19 protein-coding genes and 1 tRNA gene are annotated in these 25,034 nt (G+C 49.0%); 16 read left to right on the top strand and 4 right to left on the bottom strand.

The genetic code is table 11. From position 1 onward, the window contains the following. Window positions 1–302 precede the first annotated feature (302 nt). Window positions 303–791 carry a hypothetical protein gene (locus tag QVE43_RS04370; RefSeq protein ID WP_288004582.1) on the top strand — a complete coding sequence of 163 codons (489 nt, stop codon included), beginning with the start codon at window positions 303–305 and terminating at the stop codon, window positions 789–791. A 112-nt stretch (window positions 792–903) separates the two neighbouring features. Here QVE43_RS04370 and QVE43_RS04375 read toward each other — a convergent pair. Beyond that, window positions 904–981: transfer RNA gene (locus QVE43_RS04375), tRNA-Val, on the bottom strand. Between the two features lie 188 nt (window positions 982–1,169). On the opposite strand from QVE43_RS04375, the gene QVE43_RS04380 reads away from it, so the two are divergent. Beyond that, complete coding sequence (locus tag QVE43_RS04380) at window positions 1,170–2,339, top strand: MFS transporter (protein ID WP_288004584.1); 1,170 nt, start codon at window positions 1,170–1,172, stop codon at window positions 2,337–2,339. 71 nt (window positions 2,340–2,410) lie between these two features. Here QVE43_RS04380 and QVE43_RS04385 read toward each other — a convergent pair whose 3' ends face one another. Continuing rightward, on the bottom strand, window positions 2,411–4,198 hold the full coding sequence (locus QVE43_RS04385; RefSeq protein ID WP_288004586.1) for an OstA-like protein: 1,788 nt from the start codon (window positions 4,196–4,198) through the stop codon (window positions 2,411–2,413). After that, window positions 4,191–5,252: an endolytic transglycosylase MltG gene (gene mltG / locus QVE43_RS04390; protein ID WP_288004587.1), complete on the bottom strand. Its 1,062-nt coding sequence runs from the start codon at window positions 5,250–5,252 to the stop codon at window positions 4,191–4,193. The genes QVE43_RS04385 and mltG overlap by 8 nt, the downstream gene beginning before the upstream one ends. A gap of 147 nt (window positions 5,253–5,399) precedes the next feature. Here mltG and gldA point away from each other — a divergent pair, with 147 nt between their 5' ends. Genes gldA through QVE43_RS04405 form a run of 3 tightly spaced genes read left to right on the top strand, consistent with a single transcriptional unit; the run spans window position 5,400 to window position 7,830 of the window. Beyond that, window positions 5,400–6,326, top strand: a complete 927-nt coding sequence (gldA, locus tag QVE43_RS04395) for a gliding motility-associated ABC transporter ATP-binding subunit GldA (RefSeq protein WP_288004589.1) — start codon at window positions 5,400–5,402, stop codon at window positions 6,324–6,326. A gap of 14 nt (window positions 6,327–6,340) precedes the next feature. Beyond that, window positions 6,341–7,102: a gliding motility-associated ABC transporter permease subunit GldF gene (gldF, locus tag QVE43_RS04400; RefSeq protein WP_288004591.1), complete on the top strand. Its 762-nt coding sequence runs from the start codon at window positions 6,341–6,343 to the stop codon at window positions 7,100–7,102. Further along, a complete protein-coding gene (locus QVE43_RS04405; RefSeq protein ID WP_288004593.1) occupies window positions 7,096–7,830 on the top strand; it encodes a VIT1/CCC1 transporter family protein in 735 nt (244 codons plus the stop codon). The genes gldF and QVE43_RS04405 overlap by 7 nt, the downstream gene beginning before the upstream one ends. A 278-nt stretch (window positions 7,831–8,108) precedes the next feature. Here the strand turns inward: QVE43_RS04405 and QVE43_RS04410 are convergent, their stop codons facing one another. Further along, entirely contained in the window at window positions 8,109–10,232 is a 2,124-nt protein-coding gene (locus tag QVE43_RS04410; RefSeq protein WP_288004594.1) for a peptidylprolyl isomerase, read from the bottom strand. 144 nt (window positions 10,233–10,376) lie between these two features. Here QVE43_RS04410 and QVE43_RS04415 point away from each other — a divergent pair, with 144 nt between their 5' ends. The 11 genes from QVE43_RS04415 (at window position 10,377) to yihA (ending at window position 25,034) form a co-directional block, all read left to right on the top strand. Beyond that, complete coding sequence (locus QVE43_RS04415) at window positions 10,377–10,916, top strand: hypothetical protein (protein ID WP_288004595.1); 540 nt, start codon at window positions 10,377–10,379, stop codon at window positions 10,914–10,916. Then, window positions 10,913–11,728, top strand: coding sequence for an NAD(P)-binding domain-containing protein (locus QVE43_RS04420; protein ID WP_288004596.1), 816 nt, complete (start codon window positions 10,913–10,915; stop codon window positions 11,726–11,728). Before QVE43_RS04415 ends, QVE43_RS04420 begins: the two co-directional genes overlap by 4 nt. Window positions 11,729–12,657: 929 nt before the next feature. Beyond that, entirely contained in the window at window positions 12,658–13,776 is a 1,119-nt protein-coding gene (locus QVE43_RS04425; RefSeq protein ID WP_288004598.1) for a hypothetical protein, read from the top strand. 245 nt (window positions 13,777–14,021) lie between these two features. Beyond that, a complete protein-coding gene (locus QVE43_RS04430; RefSeq protein WP_288004600.1) occupies window positions 14,022–14,231 on the top strand; it encodes a hypothetical protein in 210 nt (69 codons plus the stop codon). Window positions 14,232–14,519: 288 nt separating this feature from the next. Next, window positions 14,520–15,671, top strand: coding sequence for a hypothetical protein (locus QVE43_RS04435; RefSeq protein ID WP_288004601.1), 1,152 nt, complete (start codon window positions 14,520–14,522; stop codon window positions 15,669–15,671). A 108-nt stretch (window positions 15,672–15,779) separates the two neighbouring features. Next, window positions 15,780–16,214 carry a hypothetical protein gene (locus QVE43_RS04440; protein ID WP_288004603.1) on the top strand — a complete coding sequence of 145 codons (435 nt, stop codon included), beginning with the start codon at window positions 15,780–15,782 and terminating at the stop codon, window positions 16,212–16,214. A 154-nt stretch (window positions 16,215–16,368) separates the two neighbouring features. Further along, a complete protein-coding gene (locus QVE43_RS04445; protein WP_288004605.1) occupies window positions 16,369–17,469 on the top strand; it encodes an efflux RND transporter periplasmic adaptor subunit in 1,101 nt (366 codons plus the stop codon). A gap of 21 nt (window positions 17,470–17,490) precedes the next feature. After that, a complete protein-coding gene (locus QVE43_RS04450; RefSeq protein WP_288004607.1) occupies window positions 17,491–20,556 on the top strand; it encodes an efflux RND transporter permease subunit in 3,066 nt (1,021 codons plus the stop codon). After that, a complete protein-coding gene (locus QVE43_RS04455; RefSeq protein WP_288004609.1) occupies window positions 20,553–23,651 on the top strand; it encodes an efflux RND transporter permease subunit in 3,099 nt (1,032 codons plus the stop codon). Before QVE43_RS04450 ends, QVE43_RS04455 begins: the two co-directional genes overlap by 4 nt. Window positions 23,652–24,042: 391 nt before the next feature. Continuing rightward, complete coding sequence (locus QVE43_RS04460) at window positions 24,043–24,384, top strand: rhodanese-like domain-containing protein (RefSeq protein WP_288004610.1); 342 nt, start codon at window positions 24,043–24,045, stop codon at window positions 24,382–24,384. Beyond that, on the top strand, window positions 24,381–25,034 hold the full coding sequence (gene yihA / locus QVE43_RS04465) for a ribosome biogenesis GTP-binding protein YihA/YsxC (protein WP_288004612.1): 654 nt from the start codon (window positions 24,381–24,383) through the stop codon (window positions 25,032–25,034). Before QVE43_RS04460 ends, yihA begins: the two co-directional genes overlap by 4 nt.

The raw sequence follows: 25,034 nt of genomic DNA on the forward strand, positions 1-25,034 counted from the left end.
TCCTTCTCTCTTTAGGGAATAAAGGCTTGGCTTGTCGAGAGGTCTCGCTTCATTACACTTCGCTCGACATGACAAAACCAATACACTTGGCTCGATGAGATTTCTCACTGCGCTGCGCTCCGTTCGAAATGACAAAAGATAAGCTTGGCTTGAAGAAATGTCTCACCCCACTTCGTTCCGCCCGGCATGACAAGGCGCAAAGAGCCGTTTTTTTTTTGAAAAAAATTGCAATTTCATAAAAACCGCCAAACCGTTTCCACAAAAGATAACGCCTTACTGTATGCGATATACCCCCCAACGCAATGGACAGAAACAAGTTGTTGGAATTTCCCGGTTACGATGCCTCAAAGTATGACGAAGTGGACAGGCTTATTTCCATCATTGAAAACAAGTTGGACGATGGCGAAGATGCAAGCGATAAGATTGCTCAAATTCATGCATTGGCCGGAAAAGTAAACGAGTTCACCGAATATACTTTCCGGAACTACTGGCGTTCAATAAGCAAGAAAGAGCTGATTGAAAGGATTTTAACGCCCCACCCGCCGGAAATAGACAAACTGAGCCGTGATGAAATACTGCTCGTCTTAAAAAAGATGACAGAGACGGAGATCGAGCATAGCTCATATTATTTGGAGCTGCTCAGCAAAAACACACCCTATGCGTACAGCCTGTCCGACTTGGTCTATTGGCCTCACTGCTTGGGATACCCGCCGGATTTGTCTTTGGAAGAGATGGCAGGCATCATATTTCGTAATGAGCCACCTCCGGTCCTCCGAGACCGGCAAGCGTGAAAGTATCCTGTATGCTTCGGTAAGCTCCTTTAGCGACTCATACAAACTGCCGCTTACGTGGCAAAAGCTTAGTCATAAAAAAACGGCTTCTTTCCAAGCCGGGGGGTTGATTTGGTGGAACGTACCGGATTCGAACCGGTGACCTCCGCCCTGTCAAGACGGCGCTCTAAACCAACTGAGCTAACGTTCCTTATATGTCGATGGCAAATATATAAAAAGTGCCATAAACAGGCAACGGGATGCTCTTACTTTTTAAGAAGCAGGTCGAGTCCAAAAAAAGTGGATAAACACTTGTTTGCAAAAACAATTTTTTTTATTTTACTACACACATTAAATAATCATCCTCATTTATTTACTGTAAATTAAAGCTTTATTCTTATGGAAGAGACAAAGTTTGCCAAGCAAAAAACTTCTACCGAAGTTATTGAGAAAAGTCAAGGATCCATACGTTCGGAGATAAGCAAAGCCCTGCTGCTCATTGCTTTGTTCGAAGCCATCATTACAGTAGGATGGCTGGCATACGAAGAATACCAACCGGTCATTCTGCAGAAGTATGGCTTTGCGACGCTTGCCTCGGTGCTTATTATTGCTCAAGGGGTGCTGGGTGCTCTATTGCACCCCATATCGGGGACTATAGCCGACCGGCTCATGCGTAAGAACGCCTCTAAGTTCGGAATCATCCTTGCCGGTGGCACCTTTGCAGCGCTGGTGTTTCTTACCGTCGCCATTATCCTGCTCAATCAACCGGGCACAGGCATTACCAAGGCATTGCCTTTCATGGTAATTTTATGGCTTGCTGCCATGAGTTTGTTTCATAGCCCGGCTGTTTCCCTGATTGACCACTTTGTGCCGGTCGAGCGCTTCCCGCAAGCCGCCGCCAAGCTGACCATTGCTTTCGGTTTGATTTATGCCTTGGAACCGCTGGTGGTTCCTATTTTAGATGCCATTGGGCTGACGGCTACTTTCGTCTTGGGCGGTGTGTTGGTCATGGTGGGGGTATTGGCTATTCGAAGCATTGCTTCTTTTCCGCTGAAAACCAAAAGCGAACAGGAAAGTGCGGTGGTATCTTCCGGCACGCTGTTTTATCTTTTTGCTGTGGGTGTGCTGGTGGGCACCGGGCAGGCATTGCTGTTCTACTATGTGCCCAATAAAGTAGATATTGCCGCTATCCAAGCTGCCATTCCTTTCATCAACAGCGGTGAGGTCTATCTGTCCTTGCTTTTGTTGTTTGCAGCACTGACCTCTTTGCCCATAGCCCAAGTGGTAAAACGCTATGGCGAGCAAAAGACTTATATAGTGGCCTTCTTGCTGTCGCTGCTGTGGGCACTGTTGGCAGGCAAGCCTCTACCCGCCTGGGCATACTTCGTATTGGCGATAGTGGGCGGTGCTACTTATGCTGCCCTGCATATTGCCTTGCTTACACGCGCCCTGCATAAGGCGCCCGGGGGCAATAGCGGGCGCGGTATCGGCTTTGCCTTCGGCGGCGTGGCTTTGGCATCGGCAGCCATTCTGCTGGTGGCTTATATGAATGGCTTGTACTGGAGCTAAAAAATAACAGGACGGCACCGTTTTCCCTATACAATGCCGTCCTCCTGCATGTGTACTTCCCCGGTCATCATTTATGGCGGGGGATTTTTTTGTCGCCCGGCACCATTCAGCTTTTCGCGCAAACGCTCTTCTTTGCTTTTTTTGGGTGTGCCGGATTTGGCATCCGGCAAGGGGCTTTGGTCGTCGGGCGTAGCCGAGCGATTGGGTTCCCGGCTCAATACATTTTCGCGGGTCGGGCGCAGGTGTTCGAGCCAACGGAAACCGGGCAGGCGTTTGTCGGACTCTTGTAAGAGCTGCGGGGGAATCATCTTGCCGTTGATGTCGCCTTCCAAACGGATGCGCTTGAGTTTTCCTTCATTGAAAAAGGCTTTTAAAGCCGCTGATTCGGCGTAATACATGCCTACGAGGGACGTATCGCCTTCCAGCTGAAAAAAGATAATTTCGGTGTTTCCATCAACTTCTACCCTTTCTATACTGCCATCTTTAAAGTAAGCATCCATGCGCCGCCCCTTCACTTGGTTGAAATTACCGAGGCTGTCGCGCGAAGCGGAAAAGCAATTGTCGCGCAGCTCCATCTTGTAGGGCTTGTTGTTTTTCAAGCATAAACGCACGGAATCGGCCAGCACCTGATTGCCTTCATTCCACAAGACGGGGTGGCGGTAAAAGTAAATAGCCGAATCGCTGAAATGATACACCAAAGAATCACAAACTGCCTGAATGTCGCTGCGATAGATTTTAATATTGTGAAATGCCAAAATCTTATGCTGCCGTGCACTGTCCGGCTCTTCTGCCGGCTTCACCCCTATTTTGCGGTTGTAGGAAATGAGCGTATCGGCACTGATGAAAAGCGTGTCGCCCGACGATATGTTGCGTATATAAGCATTCCGGTAGATGTGGGTCAGCCCTTTTTTGCCCCAAAAATATCCAATATCGCCATTTACGAAGGTGCTGTCTTTTTTGGTATATACTTCGGCATTGCCTTGGGCAAAGCCTTCTTTCTTCACGTCATCGAAATAAAGGCTGTCGCCTTTGAGTATGTACTCTTTGTTTTCGGCACGCGCCCTGCCCGAAAAACGCGATATTTTGGTTTGGGTCTCATACACGCCCTTTTCGGCATACAACGAGCCATCGCTTGAATACACATAGGTAGGACCAAAGAAGTAAGCCACCTTGGATACGGTATTGTACTGCAAGGTGTCGGACTCGATGCGGTAGGTGTCGCCTTCGCGATAACTAAGCACCCGCACAGAGTCCTTGAAGAAGAAAAAGCGGGCGTTGGCATCATAAGAACCCGAACGGCTGTAGAGGCGGTTTTGGGCGTCGCGGATTTGTCCGCCGTTGTAGTAATAGCCTATTTTTGAGTTGAGGTTGTAGTCCAAGAAATCGGTGTTGAGGGTCATTTGCGGGTCGCGCAGCACCACTTCTTGACGTGCCTGCAACAGGCGGCTGTTGCCGTCGTAAATCAAATGGCGGCAAGTGAGCGTGATGGTATCGTTTTGCACCACGCGCACATTGCCGAAGGCTTCCACTATGTTCTTTTCTTCGAACTTATAGGCAGAATCGCACCACAGCAGCACTTCGTCTTGGCGGAAACGGATGCCACGCCCAACAAGCTTAATGAGCTGGGTGCTGTCGGTGCGCAGCGCCACCAGCTTGTCGGCACCGCCCAAGAGCTCTACTTTCCCCCCTTTTTCATAGGTGACGGTGTCATAAGGCAGCTTTTGATAGCGCAGCGTGTCATTTTCAATGACCTGCAGCTTGCGGGCTTTGGGCTTTGGGCGCTTGTCTTTCTGTGCCGTAGCAGCCGGCGTGCCCAAGAAAAGAAAAGCAAACAATAAAAACAGGATGTGTCTATTCATTCTTTTTTCTTAGTAATTGGCTCACAGCTCTTTGATAGCGTCGAGCATTGCGCAGATGCTCGTTGTAATTCTTGGCAAAAAGATGATAGCCGGAAAAGTCATCTTTGGCGCAAAAATACAAATAGTCGTGAAGCTCGTAATTCAAAACGGCATCGATGGCCTGCGGCGTGGGTATGCCGATAGGTCCGGGGGGCAAGCCCTTGTATTTATAGGTATTGTAGGGCGAATCTACTGTTAGGTGCTCTTTCAACACACGGCGTATGGAATAGTCTCCAACGGCATGCACCACCGTCGGGTCGGCTTGTAAAAACATGTTGTGACGCAGGCGGTTAATATACACGCCGGCGATGCGGGGCATTTCGTCGGCTTTGTTGGTTTCTGCCTGCACTATCGACGCCAAGGTCATCACTTCGTGCGGGGTCATGCCTATGGCTTTTGCTTTTTGGCGGCGTTCTTCATTCCAAAAACGACGATACTCGCGCAGCATGCGTTCTATCAGGCGGGGGGCGGGTACATCCCAATAGACTTCATAGGTGTTGGGCAAAAAGATGCACCAGTAAGAGGTGGAATCCAAGCCTTCGCTCCGCAGAGTATCTTGCCACTGCTGCATGGCCTGCTCTATTTCTTCAGCACTTATCATCAATTGTTTGTCGAGCCATCGCAATATGTTGTCAATCTTTCGCAGGGGTGGAACGACCAGCTGTATGGGCTCTTGCCGTCCGGCGCGCAGCATATACAGCAGTTCTTTGTTGCTCATGTCGGGATGCAGCTTGTAACGCCCCGTTTTCACGTTTTCCTGATAGCCCATCAATTTTGCCAAAAAAGCAAATGACAGTTTGTCTTCGAGCGCATCGTGACGCTCGAGCGAGTCGAGCACCGTTTTGAAAGTAGCCCCTTTGGGTATGTAAAGGTAAACAATGGAACGACTGATTCTGCCGTTGTGCGTGCTCAATATGTTGGGCGCATTCAACATTTGATAACCGTAAAAAGAAAAGGTAGAAAGAAAAATCATCGCGGTTACAAACACTACCACTTTGGTGCGCGTCATTCTCATAGTTTTCGCTTTAAAAAGAGCTTTATATCTTTCCGGTTTGCAATTTACGTTAAAATATAGGATTTCAATGTTTGCCGGCAGTGCCCCTGCAAGCTTTTCATATCATTTATTTGTGTTATTTTCGCTTGAAAACAAGAGCATACGCTTATGTCAGTAGTGGTAGAGCATTTAAGTAAGCTATACGGCTCGCAACGCGCCGTAGATGATATTTCTTTTGAAGCACAAACCGGGCAAATCGTAGGTTTTTTGGGTCCGAACGGTGCCGGAAAATCCACAACCATGAAAATGATTTGCGGTTATTTGACACCCAATGCCGGCCATGTGCGTGTGTGTGGCTATGAAGTGGGCACACAAAGCATGGAAGTGCGCCGGCGTATCGGCTACCTGCCCGAGCACAATCCGCTCTACACCGACATGTATGTGCGCGAGTTCTTACGTTTCATAGGGCATATACACGGCATCAGGGACCAGCGCTTGAGCCGGCGTGTCGAAGAGATGGTGGCGCTTTGTGGTCTGGAACGAGAACAGCACAAAAAGATAGGGGCACTTTCGAAAGGGTACCGCCAAAGGGTGGGTTTGGCACAGGCACTCATTCACGACCCACCGGTACTTATCTTAGACGAGCCCACTTCGGGGCTGGACCCCAATCAGATAGCGGAAATAAGGCAGGTGATTAAAGAAGCTGCTGCCAATAAAACCATTATTTTTTCCACGCATATTTTACAAGAAGTAGAAATGCTTTGCGACCGCGTCATTATCATTAACCGTGGGCGGCTGGTCGCCGATGCTTCCATGACCGAACTGCGCCGCATGATGCAACACCGGGTGGTGTGTGTAGAGTTTGGGCACGCTGTTGAAAGCACGCTGCTGGAAGCCCTGCCCGGGGTGCACCAGGTGCAGCAAAGCGCCGGTTTTGCCTACCGAATCAGCTGTGAAGACAGCAACAAGCTGCGGCCGGCTCTGCTTGCGCTCATTCAACAAAACGGCTGGAACATGCTCAGCTTGCAAAACGAAAGCAACCGCCTGGAAGATATTTTTCGCCAACTCACTCAAAACACAAACGAAGCGATTTAAAAAAACTCGATGCCATGTTCACTATCTTTTTGCGTGAAGTAACTGCTTTTCTCAACAGCCTGATTGCCTATATCGTCATGGCTGCTTTTCTTACGGCCATGGGCTTGTTGCTGTGGGTTTTTCCTGATACCAACGTGTTGGATTACGGCTTTGCCGACATGAGCACTTTCTTTTACTTTGCGCCCTATGTGTTTATGTTTTTGATTCCGGCCATCACAATGCGTTCCTTTGCCGAAGAAAAAAAGAACGGCACACTGGAATTGTTGCTTACCAAGCCCTTGCGCGAGTGGGAAATCATTTTGGGCAAGTTCTTTGCTGCCTGGGCTCTGGTGTGGCTTACACTGCTGCCTACCTTGGTGTATTATTACAGCCTGGACGTGCTGGGGACCGTCCCCATACGTTCGCCACAGGGGGAAGTGTTGTTGTCGAAAAATATAGATGCAGCGGGCATCTTTGCTTCCTATATAGGATTGTTGTTGCTGGGTGGTGTATTTTGTGCCATCGGTTTGTTGAGCTCTTCGCTGAGCCGTGACCAAATCACCGCCTTCGTTATTGGGGTGTTTCTCTGCTTTACCCTTTTTATCGGCTTCTCTTCTATTGCCAAAATACGCGAAACCGCCGACTGGGCATTCTATGTCATGCAGATGGGCATCGATTATCATTACTACGGCATGAGCAAAGGACTCATAGACCTGCGCAGTGCTGCCTACCTCTTGTCGGTGGCTGCACTCATGCTTTTCTTTACAAAACTCATTATCAACAGCAGAAAATGGTAGATAAAAAAATACAGCACATAGAGCGCCGGCTGCATCAAAACGATGGCAAGTGGCGTGACTATATTGCCGAGTTTGTTTATGGGGGCATCGATGGCAGCATTACTACCTTTGCTGTGGTAGCCGGCGCCGCCGGGGCACACCTCGACAGCTCCGTGGTCATTATCTTGGGCTTGGCCAACCTCATCGCCGATGGTTTTTCCATGTCTGTAGGCGCTTATTTGTCTGCCAAAACCGAAAAGGAAGAGTATAAAAAGCACGAACGCATAGAATATTGGGAAGTAGAACATATGCCCGAACGGGAAAAAGAAGAAGTGCGCGAAATATACCGGCAAAAGGGGTTTGAAGAGCCACTGTTGAGCCAAGTGGTAGAAGTCATCACGGCAGATAAAAAACGCTGGGTCGATGTGATGATGAAAGAAGAGCTGGGCATGATAAAAGACGAACGCTCGCCCTTTGCTTTGGGGCTTTCTACCTTTATTGCCTTCTTGCTGGTGGGGGCTATTCCGCTGCTGGTGTATGTATGGGATTGGCTTGTGGACACAAGGCTTCCGCTCTTCCCTGTGTCATGCATAGCCACGGGCATCGCTTTCGTGGTGGTGGGTTATCTCAAAGCCCATGTCAACCGCAGCTCCAAGTTGAAAGGCATTGCCGAAACCTTGCTCTTGGGCACCTCGGCGGCTGTGTTGTCCTACATGGTGGGGCATTATCTGGAAAAGTGGTTGGCATAAACACTCCCACCGGGTTTTCCTGCCGCTTGCCTCTTGACACTTTGCCATTTCAAGCATCCACTTGCCATTTCGAGCGCAAGCGAGCAATCTATTCTGCTTCTTGCGGTTTGCTTTGCTTGAGATTTCTCACCTCACTGCCTTCGGTTCGAAATGACAAGCTGCGCTGCGCTCCGTTTGCAAGGGCAGGCTGTAGCGGCATTGCTCCTCCGGAGCATCTCTTTTACATAAAGAAAGGCGGGTAAATACCCGCCCTTTATTGTTTGATGGTGTTGTATCTGTTAGAAAAACTTGCCACGATAATCTTTCACCTCGTATATCTTACGCAAAGCCTGATCCATGAAGAATGGTGTAGAGCCTTTCTGACGGTCAATCAACTGCTTTTTATATTGCGAATAATCGGCAATTTCGGCAGCCGGCTGTGTACTTACCAGTTGCATGACAAACACACCTGACTCTGCGGCAAAAGGCGGGGTACGGTCACCGGCATTTTTCAAACCAAACGCACGCCCCACTGCGGTAGGATTGAAGCCGGTCACGCCAATAGCCGTGGCATTCAAAGGCACGGTAGCCGTGTTTACGGTCACATTGCCGTAGGCAGTGGCTATCTCATCCAACGATTTGGATGCTGCTTTGATTTCCTTCATTTTGTTGATGATGTACTCCCCTTTCTTTTCTTTGGTTACCTCGGCAGTCAATATATCGCGGTAGTAGTTAATGTCCACCTTGTCTTGGCTGTAACGCTCGGTTACGATGGCTACTACCACTTTGTTTTCCTCGGGTATTTCAAAAAGAGAAGGCGACTTGCCTACGGGCGTTTCCTCCTTGAATGCCCAGCGAATCACCTCGCGGGCGTTGTTCAGGCCGGCAATGGCACGGGATGCAGGCTTTACGCGGTCGGCACGTTGCAACACCAAAGCCGGGTTTTCTTCTACTTTCTTGCGGAAATCTTGTACGTTGGTTACTTCGGACAGGAAGATTTGCGCCTTTTCGTATGCTTCGTTGTAAGCCTCCTGGCCGGGTGCCAGCACACGGTCAATGGTGGCTATTTTGTACTTCTTATTGGTTTTGGGGTGAATGATTTTTACGATGTGATAGCCAAATTCCGTTTCAACCAGATATGGCAGCAAGCCCGGTTTATCGGCAGAGAAGACCGCTTTTTCAAAAGGCTCTACCATCACATTGCGCCCGAACCATCCTAAGTCGCCTCCTTTGGCAGCGGTACCGTCGGTGCCATAGATACGCGCCATTTTAGCGAAGTCTTCACCTGCTTTCAGCTTTTCCAACACCTCCTGGGCACGGCGCTTGGCATCGGCTTTGTCTTCGGGCTTGTCGCCGGCAGGGCGGAAAAGGATATGGGCGGCACGCACATACTCCACGCTGTCTTCTTTTACGTCTATCACCTTCACGAGCATATAACGGTTATCTTGCAGGAAAGGTCCGTAAATACCGCCCTTGATGAGCGGGCGTTCTTCCGAAAATACGCCATCGGGGATTTGATTGGGAGCATACCATCCATATTGGGCTTGGGTGTCGCTTTCGCGCATCACCAGCAGCGAGTCGTCTTTGGCTACGGCCAATGCTTTTGCCAGGTCGCGCAGCTCCTGCTGCAGAGCCAAAGAGTCTTCGCGAGAAGGCTTCACTTCAAAGACCACGTATTCAAGCGAAACGGCATCCTCGGCAGGGAAGCGCTCGCGGTACTGATTCAGATAGCGCTCAAGGTCAGCATCGGTTACTTTCACCACCGAATCGGGCAAAGAAGCGTAAGGCACAAATACATACTTGATTTCTACACGGCTGTTTTGGGCTTCATATTCGCGCTTGCCTTCCCAAGAAGTAGCATACACAGAGTGTTGTATCATGTTGCGGTATTTGGTTTGCAAGCGGTCTTGCTTGAGCCCTTCTTCGAAATTGCGCCATTGGGCAGCCATCTGCGGGTTTTGCTTTACAAACTGCAGGTATTGCTCTACCAACTGGCGGCTGAATTTTCCGGTGCTGTCGCGGAAAGCGGCCAACACTTGGGGATGCACAAAGAGCGAGTCGCCCATCAACATGGCGCGCAGCTCTTCTTTGCCTACGCCCAAGCCCAGCTTTTCGATTTCGGGCAGATACACTTTTTCAAAAACAATCATTTGCCATGCTTGCTCACGCAACATCTGCATGGTCTGTTCGTCGGGCTGGCGCCCTGCCTGCATGGCAAAGTTGGCTTTCAGCGGTTCCAAATAGTTGTTAAACTCGGTGTAGGTGATTTCCTCACCGTCTATTTCACCTACCACGGGGTCGTTGCCCCCTCGCAAACCTCCGGTCTGCAGAATATCACTACCTACCAAAAACAACGCAAGCCCTAAGGCTATGAAAATAATGGCAATGCCGGCACGTTGTCTAATCTTACTAATTATAGCCATACGTTTTTTGTTTATACCAAAATGAGATTGCAAAAAAAATACATTCGCTAAGAAAAACAAAATTTCGATTGGTTTTCTTAAAAAGCCCACAAAGGAATTGTAAGGCTTTTTTTCTTTTGCTAATTTAGAAAAAAATCACGCGCCATGGATATCCGTTTTTATTGGGAACAATACAACAGCAACCGCCCCCATGAAGTAGATGAAGCCACCTTTCGAAGTTTGTGTTTGCTTTATCCGGTGGTGTATGTGCTCACCGCCGACGGCAAGCTGGACCTTGTAGAGCGTCATTTTTTGAAACAACTGGAAAAGCAAAGCGGCAATGCCGACGATTTGCTGCATCTGGAAGTGCTTCATATCGCACAGGAACGCGACACCTACCGCCCCCTGTTCACCGGTGCTTTGCGCCAACTGATAGCGCAAGGCGAAGTGAGTGCCGACACGCTGTTTCATTCTATGCTTTTGGCTGCCCGCTGCAGCTACAACGATTGGAAAAACAATGCCATCTATGCGCAATATCCGGCATGGGCAGAAATACCGGTCAAACTGCTGGCTGCTTTCTTGCAAGCATCGAAAGAGAAAAGCAGCTTGTCCGAAGCGGGAAAAGCTGCCATCACAGAGCTGATGGAGAAGCTCACCGGTGATTCAAGCCCTTATGTGCAACAGTTGGAAAACGCCGGCTTATGATCCCCATCACACGGGTAGCCATTGTGGGCTGTGGTTGGTTGGGCACAGCGCTTGCCCAACAATGTCTAAGACAAGGAGTGGCTACAGTAAAAGGCAGCAGCCGGCAAAGCGGGCGGCTACTTGCGCTCCGGCAGCAAGGTATAGAGGCGCATGAACTGCACCTGCCGGCGCTCAACCCCGGCGCTTTGCGTGCTTTCTTGGAAGCCGATGTGTGTGTGTTCAGCCTTTCGCCACGCACGCCCCACTATCTGGACGCATTACAGCAAGTATGCGACCTCCTGCCGAAGACAAGCCGGCTTATTCTGCTGAGTGCCACTTCGGTGTATCCGGACAATGGCGCAGAAGTGGACGAAGACACGCCCATACATGCCACACACACGGGCAACCCTCTGCAATGGCAAGCCGAAAAGTTGGTACATTCTCAAGTCGATGCCGCTTTGGTTGTGCGCTTGGGCGGTCTGATGGGATACGACCGCTTTTTGTTGAAGTACTTCATGAACAAAGATGCCATCACGGGTGGCCATACACCGGTGAATCACGTCCATCGCGACGACGCAGTGAGCATCCTCGTCCATCTGATGAGTGCCCCCACGGCACACGGTACTTTCAATGCCGTGGCACCGCTACATCCCCCCAAACGCGCCATACTCGAAGCACAAGCCCGGCAACTGGGCATCACATTGCCTCCGTGGGCTGCCCCTCACAAGCAAGCACACAAAAAAGTAGTGCCTAAACGCCTCTTGCAACAGATTGGCTATCAATTCATATACCCCGACCCGGTGCTTTTCCCTTTTGTGTATGACAAAAAATAGCACGCTGCCCTTTTGTATAGAAAAGATTTTTTCCTACCTTTGCATCGCTACGCAGTCAGCTCCTGCCGAATCCCCCAGGGTTGGAATATACAGCAAGGGTAAGGTGGTTGAGCGGCTGGCGTAGCTTTTTTTATTCCCCTCCTTGAAACACTCCCCTCACCTTTTTGGTCAGCACTTCCATAATCCGGCACCAACTCCCGGCATAGCTTGCCATTTCAAACCTCATGGAAACGCAGCTTGTCATCTCGAACGAGCGTAAGCGTAGAGTGTCATTTCAAACCGAACACAGTGAGGTGAGAATTCTCTTCAAAGCCACGCCACAAGAAAGCAACGAGATTTCTCGCTTGCGCTCGAAATGACAAAGGGGAAAGCACTCAAAATGATAAAGGAAAGAAAAGCCCAAGCAGCAATTGGCGGGCATTTTTCTTAAAAAGAAGCAAAAAATCAATGTACCAACACTAAAAATAATTTCATCTGTTAACAAAAAAGTTACACAAGGCACTTGACTCATATATATTTTTTTTTTTTACACTTGCAGTGTTCAAAGCATGCGGCGCCATACTGTACAGGCATGCGGAGAACACACCCCACGCCGGCAAGGGGATTCATTCGATGTTTCAAATGTAAAACCATGAAAAAGGTACTGTTTGGATTCATGCTCGTAGCAGCTTCGCTAAGCTTCATCTCAGGTGAAGCAGATGCATGTAGTGCCTCTGCATCTTGCGGCGGAGGTCAATCTATTTCCTGTACCGGAAACAAATCATGCAAAGCAGGTAGGGATAGTAGAAACACTCTTACAGTAGTCTGTACAAACACAGATGGAACATACACAGTAGCCAAATGCTCTCCGAGTATAGGCGAATAAAAACAAAGGCAAAAAGGCTTTTTCTTTTCGCCTTTAACCTCAAGAACTACTAACCTCTAAACCAATGAAAGCGTTTAAACAAGCCCTTCTTGTATTCATAGGCATGTTACTGCTCATTCAATGTAAAAATTCGGAAGAGACACAAGAAACTGCCTCTTTTAAAGAGCTACCTGCATTTACCCTGCAGGCTATCCATAAAATAGATGCTTTCAATGATACCCTTTTCTGGCAGTACGACCTTGAGCTCTTTAAATACAAGAATCACTACCTCATCACTTCCAACCAAAATCACTTTCTCGTAGTAACCGACACCAACTTTCGCATAGTAGGCTATTATGGGAAGTACGGACAAGGTCCCGGTGAGTTTGGTTATCCGGGAAAAGTTTTTGCCATACAAGACACCATATACGTGGAGGATGGATTGAACGGTGAGTTTGATGTGTTTCATTTTCCAAAGGCGACGTATATTCAAAGTAAAAAAATAGACCTAAACCCAAACTTACTTGCTGCTGCTTACACTTCGTATGAGATAGTTCCTAATCAAAAAAAATCATATAGTTGTGTATTTAATACTAAGCAAAAGCGTAATGAAATCGTAGTTACTGACCTGTACAATCAAAACAAAGTATATACGCAAATTCCTTACAGCTTTCCTTATTACAAGGAGCGGCTCAACTGGCATGAAGCACACGTTGCATCTTTTTATAACGGAAAATATGTCTGTGTTGTGGGATTTACACAGCCTTTTGTCATTGCCTTCAATACCCAAAACCGCGACACACTTTGGCAGCTGGACCTCACCCAAGCCCCGCCCATGAAAAGAGCCTTTGACAGCCTGCAGGTAGATATCAAAGAAAGAAAAAGGGAAGAATACCGCAAGCCCTACTTGGTCCCCGGACTTATTACGCAAGCTTTTGCCCATGACCGCTTTTTGTTTGTTTGCTTTAATGAGCGGCTGGGCACAGGAAAACTACGGGAAAAATCTATACAAGCAGTCGTTATGGAGATTCTGCCCAATGGCTCTTATCGCCCCAAAGGCTATCTCAAACTGCGCACGGGTAATATAGAAGATGACTATTTCAGCTTCAAAATTTTACATATGGACAGAGAAAGCAAACAACTCATTGCCCAGGGCAGTACGGGTACCATTTATGTCTTTCCCTTGCCCGGGGAGCTACTATGACTCTGAATAAAATAACACACTATCCTCTTTAAAAAGAAAAAGAAGCAAAAATTAATGTACCAACACTAAAAACAATTTCACTTGTTAACAAAAAAGTTACACAAGACACTTGACTCGTATTTTTTTTTTTTTTTTACACTTGCAGTGTTCAAAGCATGCGGCGCCGTACTGTACAGGCATGCAGCGAACACACCCCACGCCGGCAAGGGGATTCACTTGATGTTTCACTTAAAATCTTAAAAGCCATGAAGAAAAAAGTATTGATGGTATTAACTCTTTGCATGATGACATGCATAGGAGACACTGTAATAAATACATCATTAGCAGCAGGAAGCCCTCCGGATTATATAATAACCCTTCCGGCAAGATATTGCAATGTAAGAAAAGTAGCAATATGTGGTGAACCTGGTAGCTATCAATGTAAAGTTGATATTAGACAGATTGAATGTTACTAATAAAACTAAAAATACAAACAACTATGAAAGCAATAAGATTATTGGCAACCGCAATACTGTTTCTCTGTGCCATTCTTTCTATATCTTCATCCTCGAAAGCCCAGTCAGATGATCCGATATGCATTGTGCGAGGTTTTTATACTATAACTCGCGATATAATCATTTGCCCCGGCAGAGGAGATGTAGATTGCATAATCAAGAAGAAAAACCCACAATTACAATAGAATAAAAAAGCCTCCAACAAGTATGCTTGGAGGCTTTTAATTCACCTAAAAAAATTTATCAACCATGAACTCTCAAAAGATAATTGTTCTTCTCACAGTCTTTGCCTTGATAGGTGCTTGCTCGCAACGGCAAGAAACAGCATCCGTTGAACAAGAGCCGGAAGTAAAGCTGATCAAAATAGACAGCCATACTATAGCGGAAAGCAACCTGTATTACGAAGCACAAAACAATAAAGGAGTGCTCATCCTCACAAATCCTAAAGCACAGAATGTAGTCACATATAACCTCAACACAAGACAAACAAATGCCTTTCAAAAGGCAGGGGGAAATATAGATGAATACAGGTACATATACCATAATATCAATTTTTTCGATGATAGCACCTTAATTATTTCGGATATCAACAAAGTAATGTTTTTTGATATAAAGGGGAATTTTCTTCAATCTGTTTACCTTGACCGTCAAGGCACCTACGCCCCTCTCACATGGATACAGGTACTTCGTTCTGACTCTTCACTTATAGCAATTAACCCTCCACAAGGTTTTACTGACTCGCCTGAGTTTTACAATTCAGAGAAACATCCCTACCTAAGTAAGGTAGTTCTTAATGGTAAGGACTCGGATATTACTTATTTTGGTAGTTATCATGAAGAAGAAAGTATTTTTGCTACAGGAAAAGTAAAGCACAAACTTGCTGGCAGTTTCTTATTGTCTTGTGATACTGTCAACCATCTACTTTATGCCATACAGAGCATAGAACCTATTCTTTATGTATATGATTACCGGACCACACAAAAAGTAAAAGCTACTGCCTTAAACCTACCCGACTTCAAGATGCTTTCTACCCCTATGTCAGACAACACTCCTATCATCAATAAAATTGCCGATAATTTTCTTTATAACGAAATCGTACACATACAGCTCTTACACCCTGACACACTCGCACTCTTATACAATAAAGCAATTGATGAAGACGAAATGCGAGAGTTTATCCGGCAAAATCCACATTTCCCCTCCATTGCTCCTGACCTAAACTACTATCTTGTATTAATTACACCAAAAGGGAAAGTGCTGTGCAGCGTCTACCTGCCCAAAGAGATGGGGGTTCCTCTCTGTCTGTTGGATAGCCACACATTGCTGATGCGGGAGCACTCCACTGAAAACGACGAACTAAAAAACCAAAGTAGGATTACAGTGTACAAGATAGCATTTTGATATTTTTCCTGCGCTTTGCAAATCCACCTACATTCAAACAAAGCGACATATTCACCACAAAAAAGAATTCATACCCGCTCAATATTTCAAATAAAACCACAAAACAAAATGCAAGCGTCTTCAAAAGTACATACAACCTTTACTCTATTGTTCTTATTCTTTGCTGCAGCATGCAATCAAGAAAGCGAAAGCACGCCATGGATAAACTACATTAAGCAAACCGCCAATATAAACACCATCCCTTACGACACCGTACTGGTCATTCCTGCCATGGGCTGCCACGGTTGTTTGGGAACCATAGGCGACTACCTGAAAAAGCATGGCTGCGGGGGCAATACCCTGTACATTGCCTATGCCCCCTCTGAAAGGGAAGCCTCAGCATATTTTCAAAGATATGTGCAAAATATCGACCGCCAATGCCAAATAGCTACAAAAAACGCACCACCACAGCCCCTTATAGTACCTATGGTGCTGGTCTTCGAGAAGGGCAAGCCTGTTGAGCAATTTGAGTTTACTCAAAAGAAAACACATTTTTTTGAGTAGTGCATAATACACAAGCTGAATCATATGGCGGCAGGCAATAAAAATACCTCCTTAGCCATACACTCAAAAACACAAAGTGTTTATTTCAAACCTACCCAACCACCAAAATTCCTTAAATTTGCATAAAACCAATGCATCATTACATTTAAAACTAATGAAAGGAAAAATACTCCATTTGCTTATTTTGGGGGTGTTGGTGCAGGCAAGCGGCGGCTGCAACCAAAGCAAGAGCGAGCCCGGCGAGAGTGAAGCCGGCTTCACGGCAGAGGTACAGCTTCCCGAAAGCACGCCGGTAAGTATTGCGCCTGTCGAAGAAAAGACCTTCGTTTACCGTATTCGCCTGCAAGGCAGCATCAAAGCCGCCGAGATGGCCGAACTGCGCTTTAAAAACAGCGGCTACCTGGATAAAATATGGGTGCACAACGGCCGGCAGGTAAGCCGGGGTGCCCTGCTGGCACAGCTTGCCGACGACGAATGGCAGCTGGCAGTAAGCAGTGCCGAAGCCCGGCGCGCCAAAGCCTATGAAGATTACATCAAAGAACTGGTCGATTACGGGGGCGACCCGCGTGCCCCACATGGCGGCATCGATTCCACCCTTCACGAACGCATACGCACACGCACCGGCCTGCGGGCTGCCGAGATAGAAGTAGCGCAAGCACGCCTCACTCTGCGCAACGCGCGCCTGTATGCTCCTTTCGCGGGTGTGGTGGCCGACTTGAAGCGGAGCCCGGGCAACTACATCACCGCCAATGAAGTATTCTGCCGGCTGTACAACCCACAGACCCTCTACCTCGAAGCCGAAGTGCCCGAAAGCGAAGCCCCCTATCTGCGTCCGGGGCTGCCTGCCCGCCTCACGCCCTTGTCCATGCCGGGGCACAGCTATCAAGCCCGGCTGCACGAAGTGAACCCGGTGGTCAACGAGCGGGGCATGCTGCAGTTGCGGCTGCGCATATCCTCGCCGGCGGGGCTGATGCCCGGCATGCATGCCGAAGGCATAATGGAAGTGCCATCGCACCGCGCCCTCTGCGTGCCCAAAGAAGCCGTGGTAGTCCGCAGCGGCAAAAAAGTAGTGTTTGCCGTAACAGAAGACGGCATTGCCAAATGGCACTACGTGCAAACGGGTGCCGAAAACGACCGTGAAATAGAAATCACCGAAGGTTTGCGCGCCGGACAATGGGTAATTGTGTCCAACAACCTGCAGCTGGCACACGACTCGCCCGTAGAAGTACAAGACACACTGCGTACGGCGCCTTAAAAGAGGAAAATAAAACTTGGCATGTTCAGCTACCTTTTCCAACGCCCCATTGCGGTACTCATGGTCAGTACCGTGGTGGTTATTTTTAGCATAGTAGCCTTCTTGCAGCTGCCGGTATCGCTGCTGCCCGACATAGATGTGCCCCAAATGGTGGTGAAGGTCCGTTATCCCGGCGCTTCGCCCCGGGAAGTAGAACAACAGGTGCTGCGGCTGCTGCGCGAAAACATGCTCACGCTGCAACACCTGCGCGAAATAGAAAGCCAAGCCGAAGAAGAAAGTGGGCGCCTGCTGCTCTTCTTCGACTATGGCACCAATATGGACCTCGCCTTCATCGAAGCCAATGAAGTCATTGACCACCTTGGCAGCCACCTGCCCCGTCACTTGGAACGCCCGCAGGTGGTGCGCCTCAACACGACCGACGTGCCCATTGCCCGCCTGCAGGTTACCTACCGCCACACACAAACAGGCGGTTCGGCAGCGCAGCTGTCCGACATGGCAGAAAAGGTATTGAAGAAGCGCATCGAAGCGCTGCCCGGCGTGGCAATGGTTGACCTCAACGGTTTGTATCGTCGCAGCCTGTGGGTGTTTCCACAAAGAGAAAAGCTCATGGCGCACCGCATCGACGAGCAGCAGCTCATACAAACCATCAAACAAAACAACGGCGAATTGACCTCCATTTCCATACGTGACGGCAATTACCGCTATTATCTGCGTATTGGTGCCCCCTTGCAAGACGTTGAAAGCCTCCGCCGGTTGCCCATACAAACTGCCGGGCAGCAAGTACTGCAGCTGGGCGAGCTGGCGCATATTGTCGATTCGGTAGAAACGCCCAAAGGCTTTCATCTTTTCAATTTAAAAGAAGGCGTCGTCATCAATATACACAAGCAGAGCAGTGCCCGCATGCCGGAAGTCATGCAAACACTCGACACCTTGCTCGTAGAGCTGCGCCACGACTACCCCAACCTTGATTTTACCCTCACGCAGTCGCAATACGAAGTGCTGGACATGAGCATTTCCAACCTGAAGAACGACCTGCTCTTCGGGGGCATTGGCGCCTTTCTGGTGCTGCTGCTCTTTATCGGCAACTACCGGGTGCCTTTTCTCATAGGCGTGGTGCTGCCTACCTCTCTCATCATGAGCTTTTCGGTTTTTTACCTGTTCGATGTGTCTTTGAATGTGATTTCGCTGGCAGGGCTCACGCTCGGCCTGGGCATGACCATCGACAACGCCATCATCATCTTCGACCACATAGGCAAGATGCGCAAGGCAGGCATGCCGCTGCTCGAAAGCTGTGTGAAGGGCACTTCCGAAATGGTAGCCCCCTTGGTGAGCTCGGCGCTTACGACACAAGCCGTTTTCATTCCCTTGGTGTTTCTGGATGGGCTGAGCGGTGCCCTCAGCTACGACCAAGCGGTGGCAGTGGGTGCTATCCTGTTTACTTCCTTGCTGGTGTCTTTTTTCCTGCTTCCTTTGCTGTATCTTTTGCTTTTCCGCAACAGCAACCAACTGCCGCGCGAAGACAACCGGCTTTATCTTTGGGCACTCAGAGGCTATAAAAAACTTTACCATTGGTGTCTTGCCCGGCGGCGGCTGGTATTCCCCACCCTGCTGGTGGCAGGTGTGGCAGGCTTGGGCATTGCTTTCCTGCTGCCCATAGAAGGTATGCCCACACTCAAACGCAAAGACATGAGCGTGCATATAGAATGGAACGAACCGCTCTCGGCCAATGAAAACCGGCGCCGGGTGGAAGCACTGCTGCGGCAGTTCTCGAAACACTACCACCTGAGCGAAAGCGATATAGGGCAAATGCAATATTTGATGCAAACAGCCAACGCCACTGCCCAGCAGGCAACCATTTACTTTCTGTTTAACACCTACCAAGAGCGCAAACAGTTTGAACAACTGCTAAGCCAATATTTCAGCCGCTATTATCCCGGCGCATCGGTGCATCTTGGCGAAGCCCCCAACATCTTCGACATGCTCTTCCGGTCAGATAAGCCCTACTGGAGTGCCCGCTTTCGTTCGCTGCGTGGCAGCGAGCCTGTGCCCATAGGACAACTGCAGCGCATTGCCGACAGCTTGCGCGCACAGCTTCCACAAGGCGGCTGGCAAGCAGATGCCGGCATGGAAGCGCATACGCTCGTTTCTGTGGAAGTGCGCCAACAAGCACTGCAACGCTATGGCGTGCATTACCAACAGTTGCTGCAAACGCTCAAAGCCACTTTCGCAGAAAATACCGCAGACTATTTGCACGACTTCAACGAAGCGGTGCCCATTGTGGTAGCCTATCGTGGCAACGACTTCCACGAAAAGTTACATAAAAGCTATGTGGTCGTCGATAGCCTGCGCCGCTATCCCCTGTCTTTATTCGTGGATATACACACCGGGCAAACGCACCGCAGCCTTACCGCTGACCGTGCCGGCATTTACCACGCTTTGCATGCTACCAATGCCGCCTTGCCCATAGACGCTGCCGAAGCCCTCAGCAGCCGCCTGGCACAAGCCTATCGCCTGCGTGTCGATTTCAGCGGGCAACACTACGACAACCGGCAAAATATCGGGCGCATGCTGTTTATTCTTGCGCTTTCGGTTTTGTTACTTTATTTCATCCTGAGCATAGAGTTTGAGTCGTTGCGGCAGCCGCTCATCGTGATTTTCACTTTGCCGCTTGGCTTCACGGGCAGCTTCTTGCTCTTATGGCTGGCAGGCGAAAGCCTCAATATCATGGCTGCCATTGGCCTGGTGGTGATGCTGGGTATCATAGACAACGAATCCATCTTGAAAATAGACGCCATCAACCGCCTGCGCCAAAGCATGCCCTTGGACGAAGCCATTGCCAAAGCCGGTGAAATTACCTTCAAGCCCATTTTCATGACTTCGCTCACCAACATTTTGGCGCTGACGCCTTTCCTTTTTGACAGCAGCATGGCAGGCGACCTGCAGCGTCCTTTTGTGTTGGCCATCATCGGGGGCTTAAGCATCGGAAGCTTTATCTCCCTTTTCTTCGTGCCGCTGATGTACCGGGCACTAACCGCCCGCAAGTCAAAAGCCGCCTCATTTCCCGGAACAAAAAAACATGGACAATGAGCCCGTTTCGCCTCGTATTTGTGTTTGTTGTGCTGGCGCTGTTGTCTTTGCTGAGTCTGCCCTACATAAGCGTAAAGTACGCCCCCTCGCTGCGTAAGCCTACGCTCTACATCAGCTATGGCTTGCCGCAGGCACCGCCCGAAGTGGTAGAGCAAAAAATTACCGCCCCGCTTGAAAACATGCTTTCCAATATCAGCGAAGTGGAAAAGATGGAGTCGGTGTCGCGTTACAATGGTGGCAGCATCACGCTTTATTTCAATGAAAAAACAGATTTGGACTTCAAACGCTTCGAAGTAAGCAACCTTATCCGGCAGCTTTATCCACAATTGCCGCCCAATGCAAGTTATCCGCAGGTTTATCCCTCGGCAAGTGAAGAAGATGAAAAACGCAGCCCCCTGCTGGTCTATTCTGTTTATGCACCTCTTGCACCGGCTTTCATTCAAAAAACCATCGAAGAGCAAATCAAGCGGCCGCTTTCGTCTGTCCGCGAAATCGAACGCATGGATATTTACGGGGCACGCCCCCTGCAGCTGACCGTGGAATATGACGCCCAACGGCTGCTTGCCTACGGGCTGAAGGTAAGCGACCTGCAACAGCATCTGCAGCGTTTCTTTGAACGGCAGTTCGTGGGCATCTACGAAAGTCCTCAACAGCAGCGTTTCTATATGGAAGTGCTCATGCTGCCGCAGTCGCTTCACGACATCGAACAAAGCGAGCTGCGCCCGGGCATGCGCTTCGGTTTTTTTGCAAAGCTCTATAGGGAAGAAGAAGAAGCACGCCGCTATTTCCGCATCAACGGAAAGAATGCGGTGCGCTTGCTCGTATATGCCCGCCCGGATGTAAACACTTTGGTGCTTGCCGAACAGGTGCGCAACCGTATCGAGCGGCTGGCAAAACGCCTGCCCGAAGGCTTTCGCGTAGTGCTCGAAGATGACCGTACCGAAAAAATGCGCGAAGAGCTGCAAAAAATTCAATACCGCACCGGTTTGTCTGTGGCTATCTTGCTGTTGATTATCCTGCTTATTTACCGCGACTGGCGCTACCTGCTGGTATTGCTGGGCGGTGTTTTCATCAACCTGTCATTGACTTTCGCCCTCATTTACCTGTTGGGTATTGAAGTGCACATTTACTCACTGGCAGGGCTTACGCTCTCGTTCGGCATGCTGCTCGACAATGCCGTGGTGATGCTCGACCACCTGAAAACGAAAGGCAACACGCACGCTTTCTTGGGGCTGCTGGGGGCTACGGCTACCACCATGGCTGCTTTGGGACTGGTGTGGCTGCTTCCTGAAAGCCAACGCATACAACTCATCGACTTTGCATGGGTGATTATTGTCAGCTTGGGGCTCTCGCTGGTGGTAGCGCTGTTCTTTACACCGGCAGCTTACGGCTTGTTCTTACAGTCCAAAGCAAAGCGCAAGCACCCTGCTTTCCGGAAACAACGGCAACGCTACCAACGCTTTCTGCGCTACGAACGCCTGATTGCATGGCTGGCAGCACACAAAAAAGCATTCACCTTGGGCGTGGTTTTGATGTTCGGCACGCCTGTATTTATGTTGCCTACCGAAATCAAAGGCTGGGACTGGTACAACCGCCTGCTGGGCAATGAATACTACCTCGAGAACATACGCCCCTATGTGGATAAAGTGCTGGGGGGCGCCTTGCGTTTGTTCATGCGGGAGGTGTATGAAAAAGCGGCCTTCCGCTCATTGGAACGCACCTATCTGTCGGTATATGCCCGCATGCCTTTTGGCACCACACCTCAACAGATGAATGCCATCATTGAGAAAGTGGAACAATACCTGTCGGGTGTCGGGGGCATCGATAAATTCGTAACCAACATTTACTCAGGGCAGTATGCCCGCATTGTCATTTATTTCAAACCGGAATACGAAAACACCGGCTTGCCCTATATGCTTAAGTCGCAGCTCATCAAACAATCGCTCGATTGGGCAGGTGCGGGGTGGTCGATACATGGCGTGGGCGAAGGATTTAGCAACATCACCGGCGAGCAGATGCGCCAAATGCGTGTACGCATGACCGGGTATCATTACGACAAACTCTATGAACAAGCCCAAAAGTTTGCTGTTCTTTTGCAGAGACATCCCCGTGTGAAAGACCTCAACCTGAACGAGCGCTTGAATTATGGCGATGAAAACACCGAAGCTTTCCGGCTGCACCTGTACACCGGACAACTGGCGCAAGCGGGGCTTTCCAACAGAGAGCTGCTCGAAGGCATTGCCTTGTACAGCCTTGCCCCTTATGCACAATCATATGTTTCTTATGAGGGCGACTATGTGCCGGTGTTCTTCCGGGAAAAAGACGCCGCACGGTTCTCTACCTACGACCTGCAGAAGCAAAATATTCAGCTGAAGCAGAACCAAAGCATCCGCCCGGAGCTTTTCAGCCGTCTGCAATTCGAAAAACTCAACGATGCCATCTACAAAGAAAACCGGCAATACATACGCATCATTGGTTTTGAATATTACGGTTCCTATACCTTCGGTGAACGCTATCTGCAGCGCTGCATTGAGCAATACCGCAAGGTGCTGCCGCCCGGCTTCAGCATAGAAAAAGACGATTTCGCTTTTTATATTTTCAGTCAGCAAAACAAGCGTTCCTATACCGTCTTGCTGCTTCTGCTGGGCGTTGTCTATGTGATTTGTGCCATTTTGTTTGAAAGCTTTCGCAAACCTTTTTACATCATCGTCACCGTGCCGCTGTCTTTCATTGGTCTGTTTTTGATATTTGCATGGGGCGACTTCTCTTTTGACCAAGGGGGCTATGCTGCTTTTGTCTTGCTGGGTGGTTTGGTGGTGAATGCCGCCATTTTCATACTGAATGAATACAATCAGTTGCGTGCAGGCAATCGGCTGCGCCGTGTTTGCCGTGCCGTATGGCACAAGTCCGTGCCTGTCTTAATTACCACCTTTTCCACGGTCATGGGGCTGGTGCCTTTCCTGAGCGAAGGCGACCAAGAGATTTTCTGGTTTTCGCTGGCAATTGGTTCCATCGGGGGGCTTTTGTTTTCGCTCTTTGGTGTTTTCGTTGCCCTGCCTGTTTGGATGTCGCCTTCCCGCAACACGCGCACGTAGCTTGATCCGGCAAACCTTTCCTTTGGTTTTTGTTTTTTCAAGTGCTCTCTTTGTTCTTGCGGGTGCCTCCTTTTTTGTTATTTCGATGCCTCTTGCCGTTTCGGGTTTTCCCCTTTGTCGTTTCGAGCTTTCCCCTTTTGTCATTTCGAGTGCAAGCGAGAAATCTCTTTGCTTTCTTGTGGCTTGGTTTGATGAGATTTCTCATCTCACTGCGTGAGCTTCGAAATGACAAGCTGCGTGTGAGAGGTGAGGAATGACATGCCTACGCTCGTTCGAGATGACAGGCTATGCTTTGTAAACAAATTGCCCTAAGTGGGTTCCCTTCTTATAACAGCTTGTTATGAAAAGCCGTAAATTTCTATCTTTGCACAGAGCCCAAATACCTGTCTGCATGAACAACCAACTACCCTGTATAGAAGTAGATGAGTTTTGTCGACGCCGGCAAAGCCAAAGCCCGCTGTATGTTTTAGATGTGCGGGAAAGGTGGGAGTATGAAGAATACCATCTACCCGAAGCCAAGCACATTCCTTTGCCCGAGCTGCTCTTTCGCCTCGATGAGATAAACACATGGCGGGACAAGGAAGTGATAGTGCACTGCCGCTCAGGCATGCGCGGCTATCAGGCGCAAAAACTATTGCTTCAATGTGGCTTTCAAACAGTGCTGAACCTGCAAGGTGGTATCGAAGCGTTGATGGATTACATGATGTCGCAAAAAGACCAAGAAGCACAATGAAAGCAACTTTCATAAAAAGCAGCAAGAAAGTAGAAGACTGCCCTTTCCCCGATAAGCCGGAATATGCCTTCCTTGGGCGTTCCAATGTGGGCAAGTCTTCGCTTATTAACATGCTGGTGCAACGCAAGAATTTGGCAGCCACCTCGGCGCAACCCGGTAAAACCCGGCTTATCAACCATTTTTTAGTGGATGAACGCTGGTATTTGGCAGACTTGCCGGGCTATGGCTACGCCAAAGTGAGCAAGCAGGAGCGGGCTGCCTGGCAAAAGATAATCAACGACTACCTCACCCAACGCCCCAATCTCATGTGCACTTTCATTCTCATGGACTTGCGTTTAGAGCCGCAAGCCATCGACCTGGAGATGATTGAGCGTCTGGGCAGTGCCGGCCTGCCTTTGGCTTTTGTTTTCACCAAAGCCGATAAGCTCTCGCGTAATCAACAGCAATCGAACTTTGCCCGCTATCGCCGCGCCCTCTTGCAAATGTGGGAAGAGTTGCCGCCCTGTTTCATTACCTCGGCAGTAGATGGCAGCGGAAGGGACGAAATCCTTCAATTCATCGAAGAAGTGAACCAAAGTTTTGTTTTTGAGCCCAACGAGTTCAAACGCTTAGCCAAAGGCGGCGCACCTCTCCACGATGAAGAAGAGTAG

Source organism: Thermonema sp. (assembly GCF_026003375.1).
In the GTDB taxonomy this organism is placed as follows: domain Bacteria; phylum Bacteroidota; class Bacteroidia; order Cytophagales; family Thermonemataceae; genus Thermonema; species Thermonema rossianum.

Bases quoted from the DNA above. Each gene is read 5' to 3' on its own strand.
- QVE43_RS04370 (WP_288004582.1), top strand. From the start codon at position 303: ATGGACAGAAACAAGTTGTTGGAATTTCCCGGTTACGATGCCTCAAAG.
- QVE43_RS04380 (WP_288004584.1), top strand. From the start codon at position 1,170: ATGGAAGAGACAAAGTTTGCCAAGCAAAAAACTTCTACCGAAGTTATT.
- QVE43_RS04385 (WP_288004586.1), bottom strand. From the start codon at position 4,198: ATGAATAGACACATCCTGTTTTTATTGTTTGCTTTTCTTTTCTTGGGC.
- mltG (WP_288004587.1), bottom strand. From the start codon at position 5,252: ATGAGAATGACGCGCACCAAAGTGGTAGTGTTTGTAACCGCGATGATT.
- gldA (WP_288004589.1), top strand. From the start codon at position 5,400: ATGTCAGTAGTGGTAGAGCATTTAAGTAAGCTATACGGCTCGCAACGC.
- gldF (WP_288004591.1), top strand. From the start codon at position 6,341: ATGTTCACTATCTTTTTGCGTGAAGTAACTGCTTTTCTCAACAGCCTG.
- QVE43_RS04405 (WP_288004593.1), top strand. From the start codon at position 7,096: ATGGTAGATAAAAAAATACAGCACATAGAGCGCCGGCTGCATCAAAAC.
- QVE43_RS04410 (WP_288004594.1), bottom strand. From the start codon at position 10,232: ATGGCTATAATTAGTAAGATTAGACAACGTGCCGGCATTGCCATTATT.
- QVE43_RS04415 (WP_288004595.1), top strand. From the start codon at position 10,377: ATGGATATCCGTTTTTATTGGGAACAATACAACAGCAACCGCCCCCAT.
- QVE43_RS04420 (WP_288004596.1), top strand. From the start codon at position 10,913: ATGATCCCCATCACACGGGTAGCCATTGTGGGCTGTGGTTGGTTGGGC.
- QVE43_RS04425 (WP_288004598.1), top strand. From the start codon at position 12,658: ATGAAAGCGTTTAAACAAGCCCTTCTTGTATTCATAGGCATGTTACTG.
- QVE43_RS04430 (WP_288004600.1), top strand. From the start codon at position 14,022: ATGAAGAAAAAAGTATTGATGGTATTAACTCTTTGCATGATGACATGC.
- QVE43_RS04435 (WP_288004601.1), top strand. From the start codon at position 14,520: ATGAACTCTCAAAAGATAATTGTTCTTCTCACAGTCTTTGCCTTGATA.
- QVE43_RS04440 (WP_288004603.1), top strand. From the start codon at position 15,780: ATGCAAGCGTCTTCAAAAGTACATACAACCTTTACTCTATTGTTCTTA.
- QVE43_RS04445 (WP_288004605.1), top strand. From the start codon at position 16,369: ATGAAAGGAAAAATACTCCATTTGCTTATTTTGGGGGTGTTGGTGCAG.
- QVE43_RS04450 (WP_288004607.1), top strand. From the start codon at position 17,491: ATGTTCAGCTACCTTTTCCAACGCCCCATTGCGGTACTCATGGTCAGT.
- QVE43_RS04455 (WP_288004609.1), top strand. From the start codon at position 20,553: ATGAGCCCGTTTCGCCTCGTATTTGTGTTTGTTGTGCTGGCGCTGTTG.
- QVE43_RS04460 (WP_288004610.1), top strand. From the start codon at position 24,043: ATGAACAACCAACTACCCTGTATAGAAGTAGATGAGTTTTGTCGACGC.
- yihA (WP_288004612.1), top strand. From the start codon at position 24,381: ATGAAAGCAACTTTCATAAAAAGCAGCAAGAAAGTAGAAGACTGCCCT.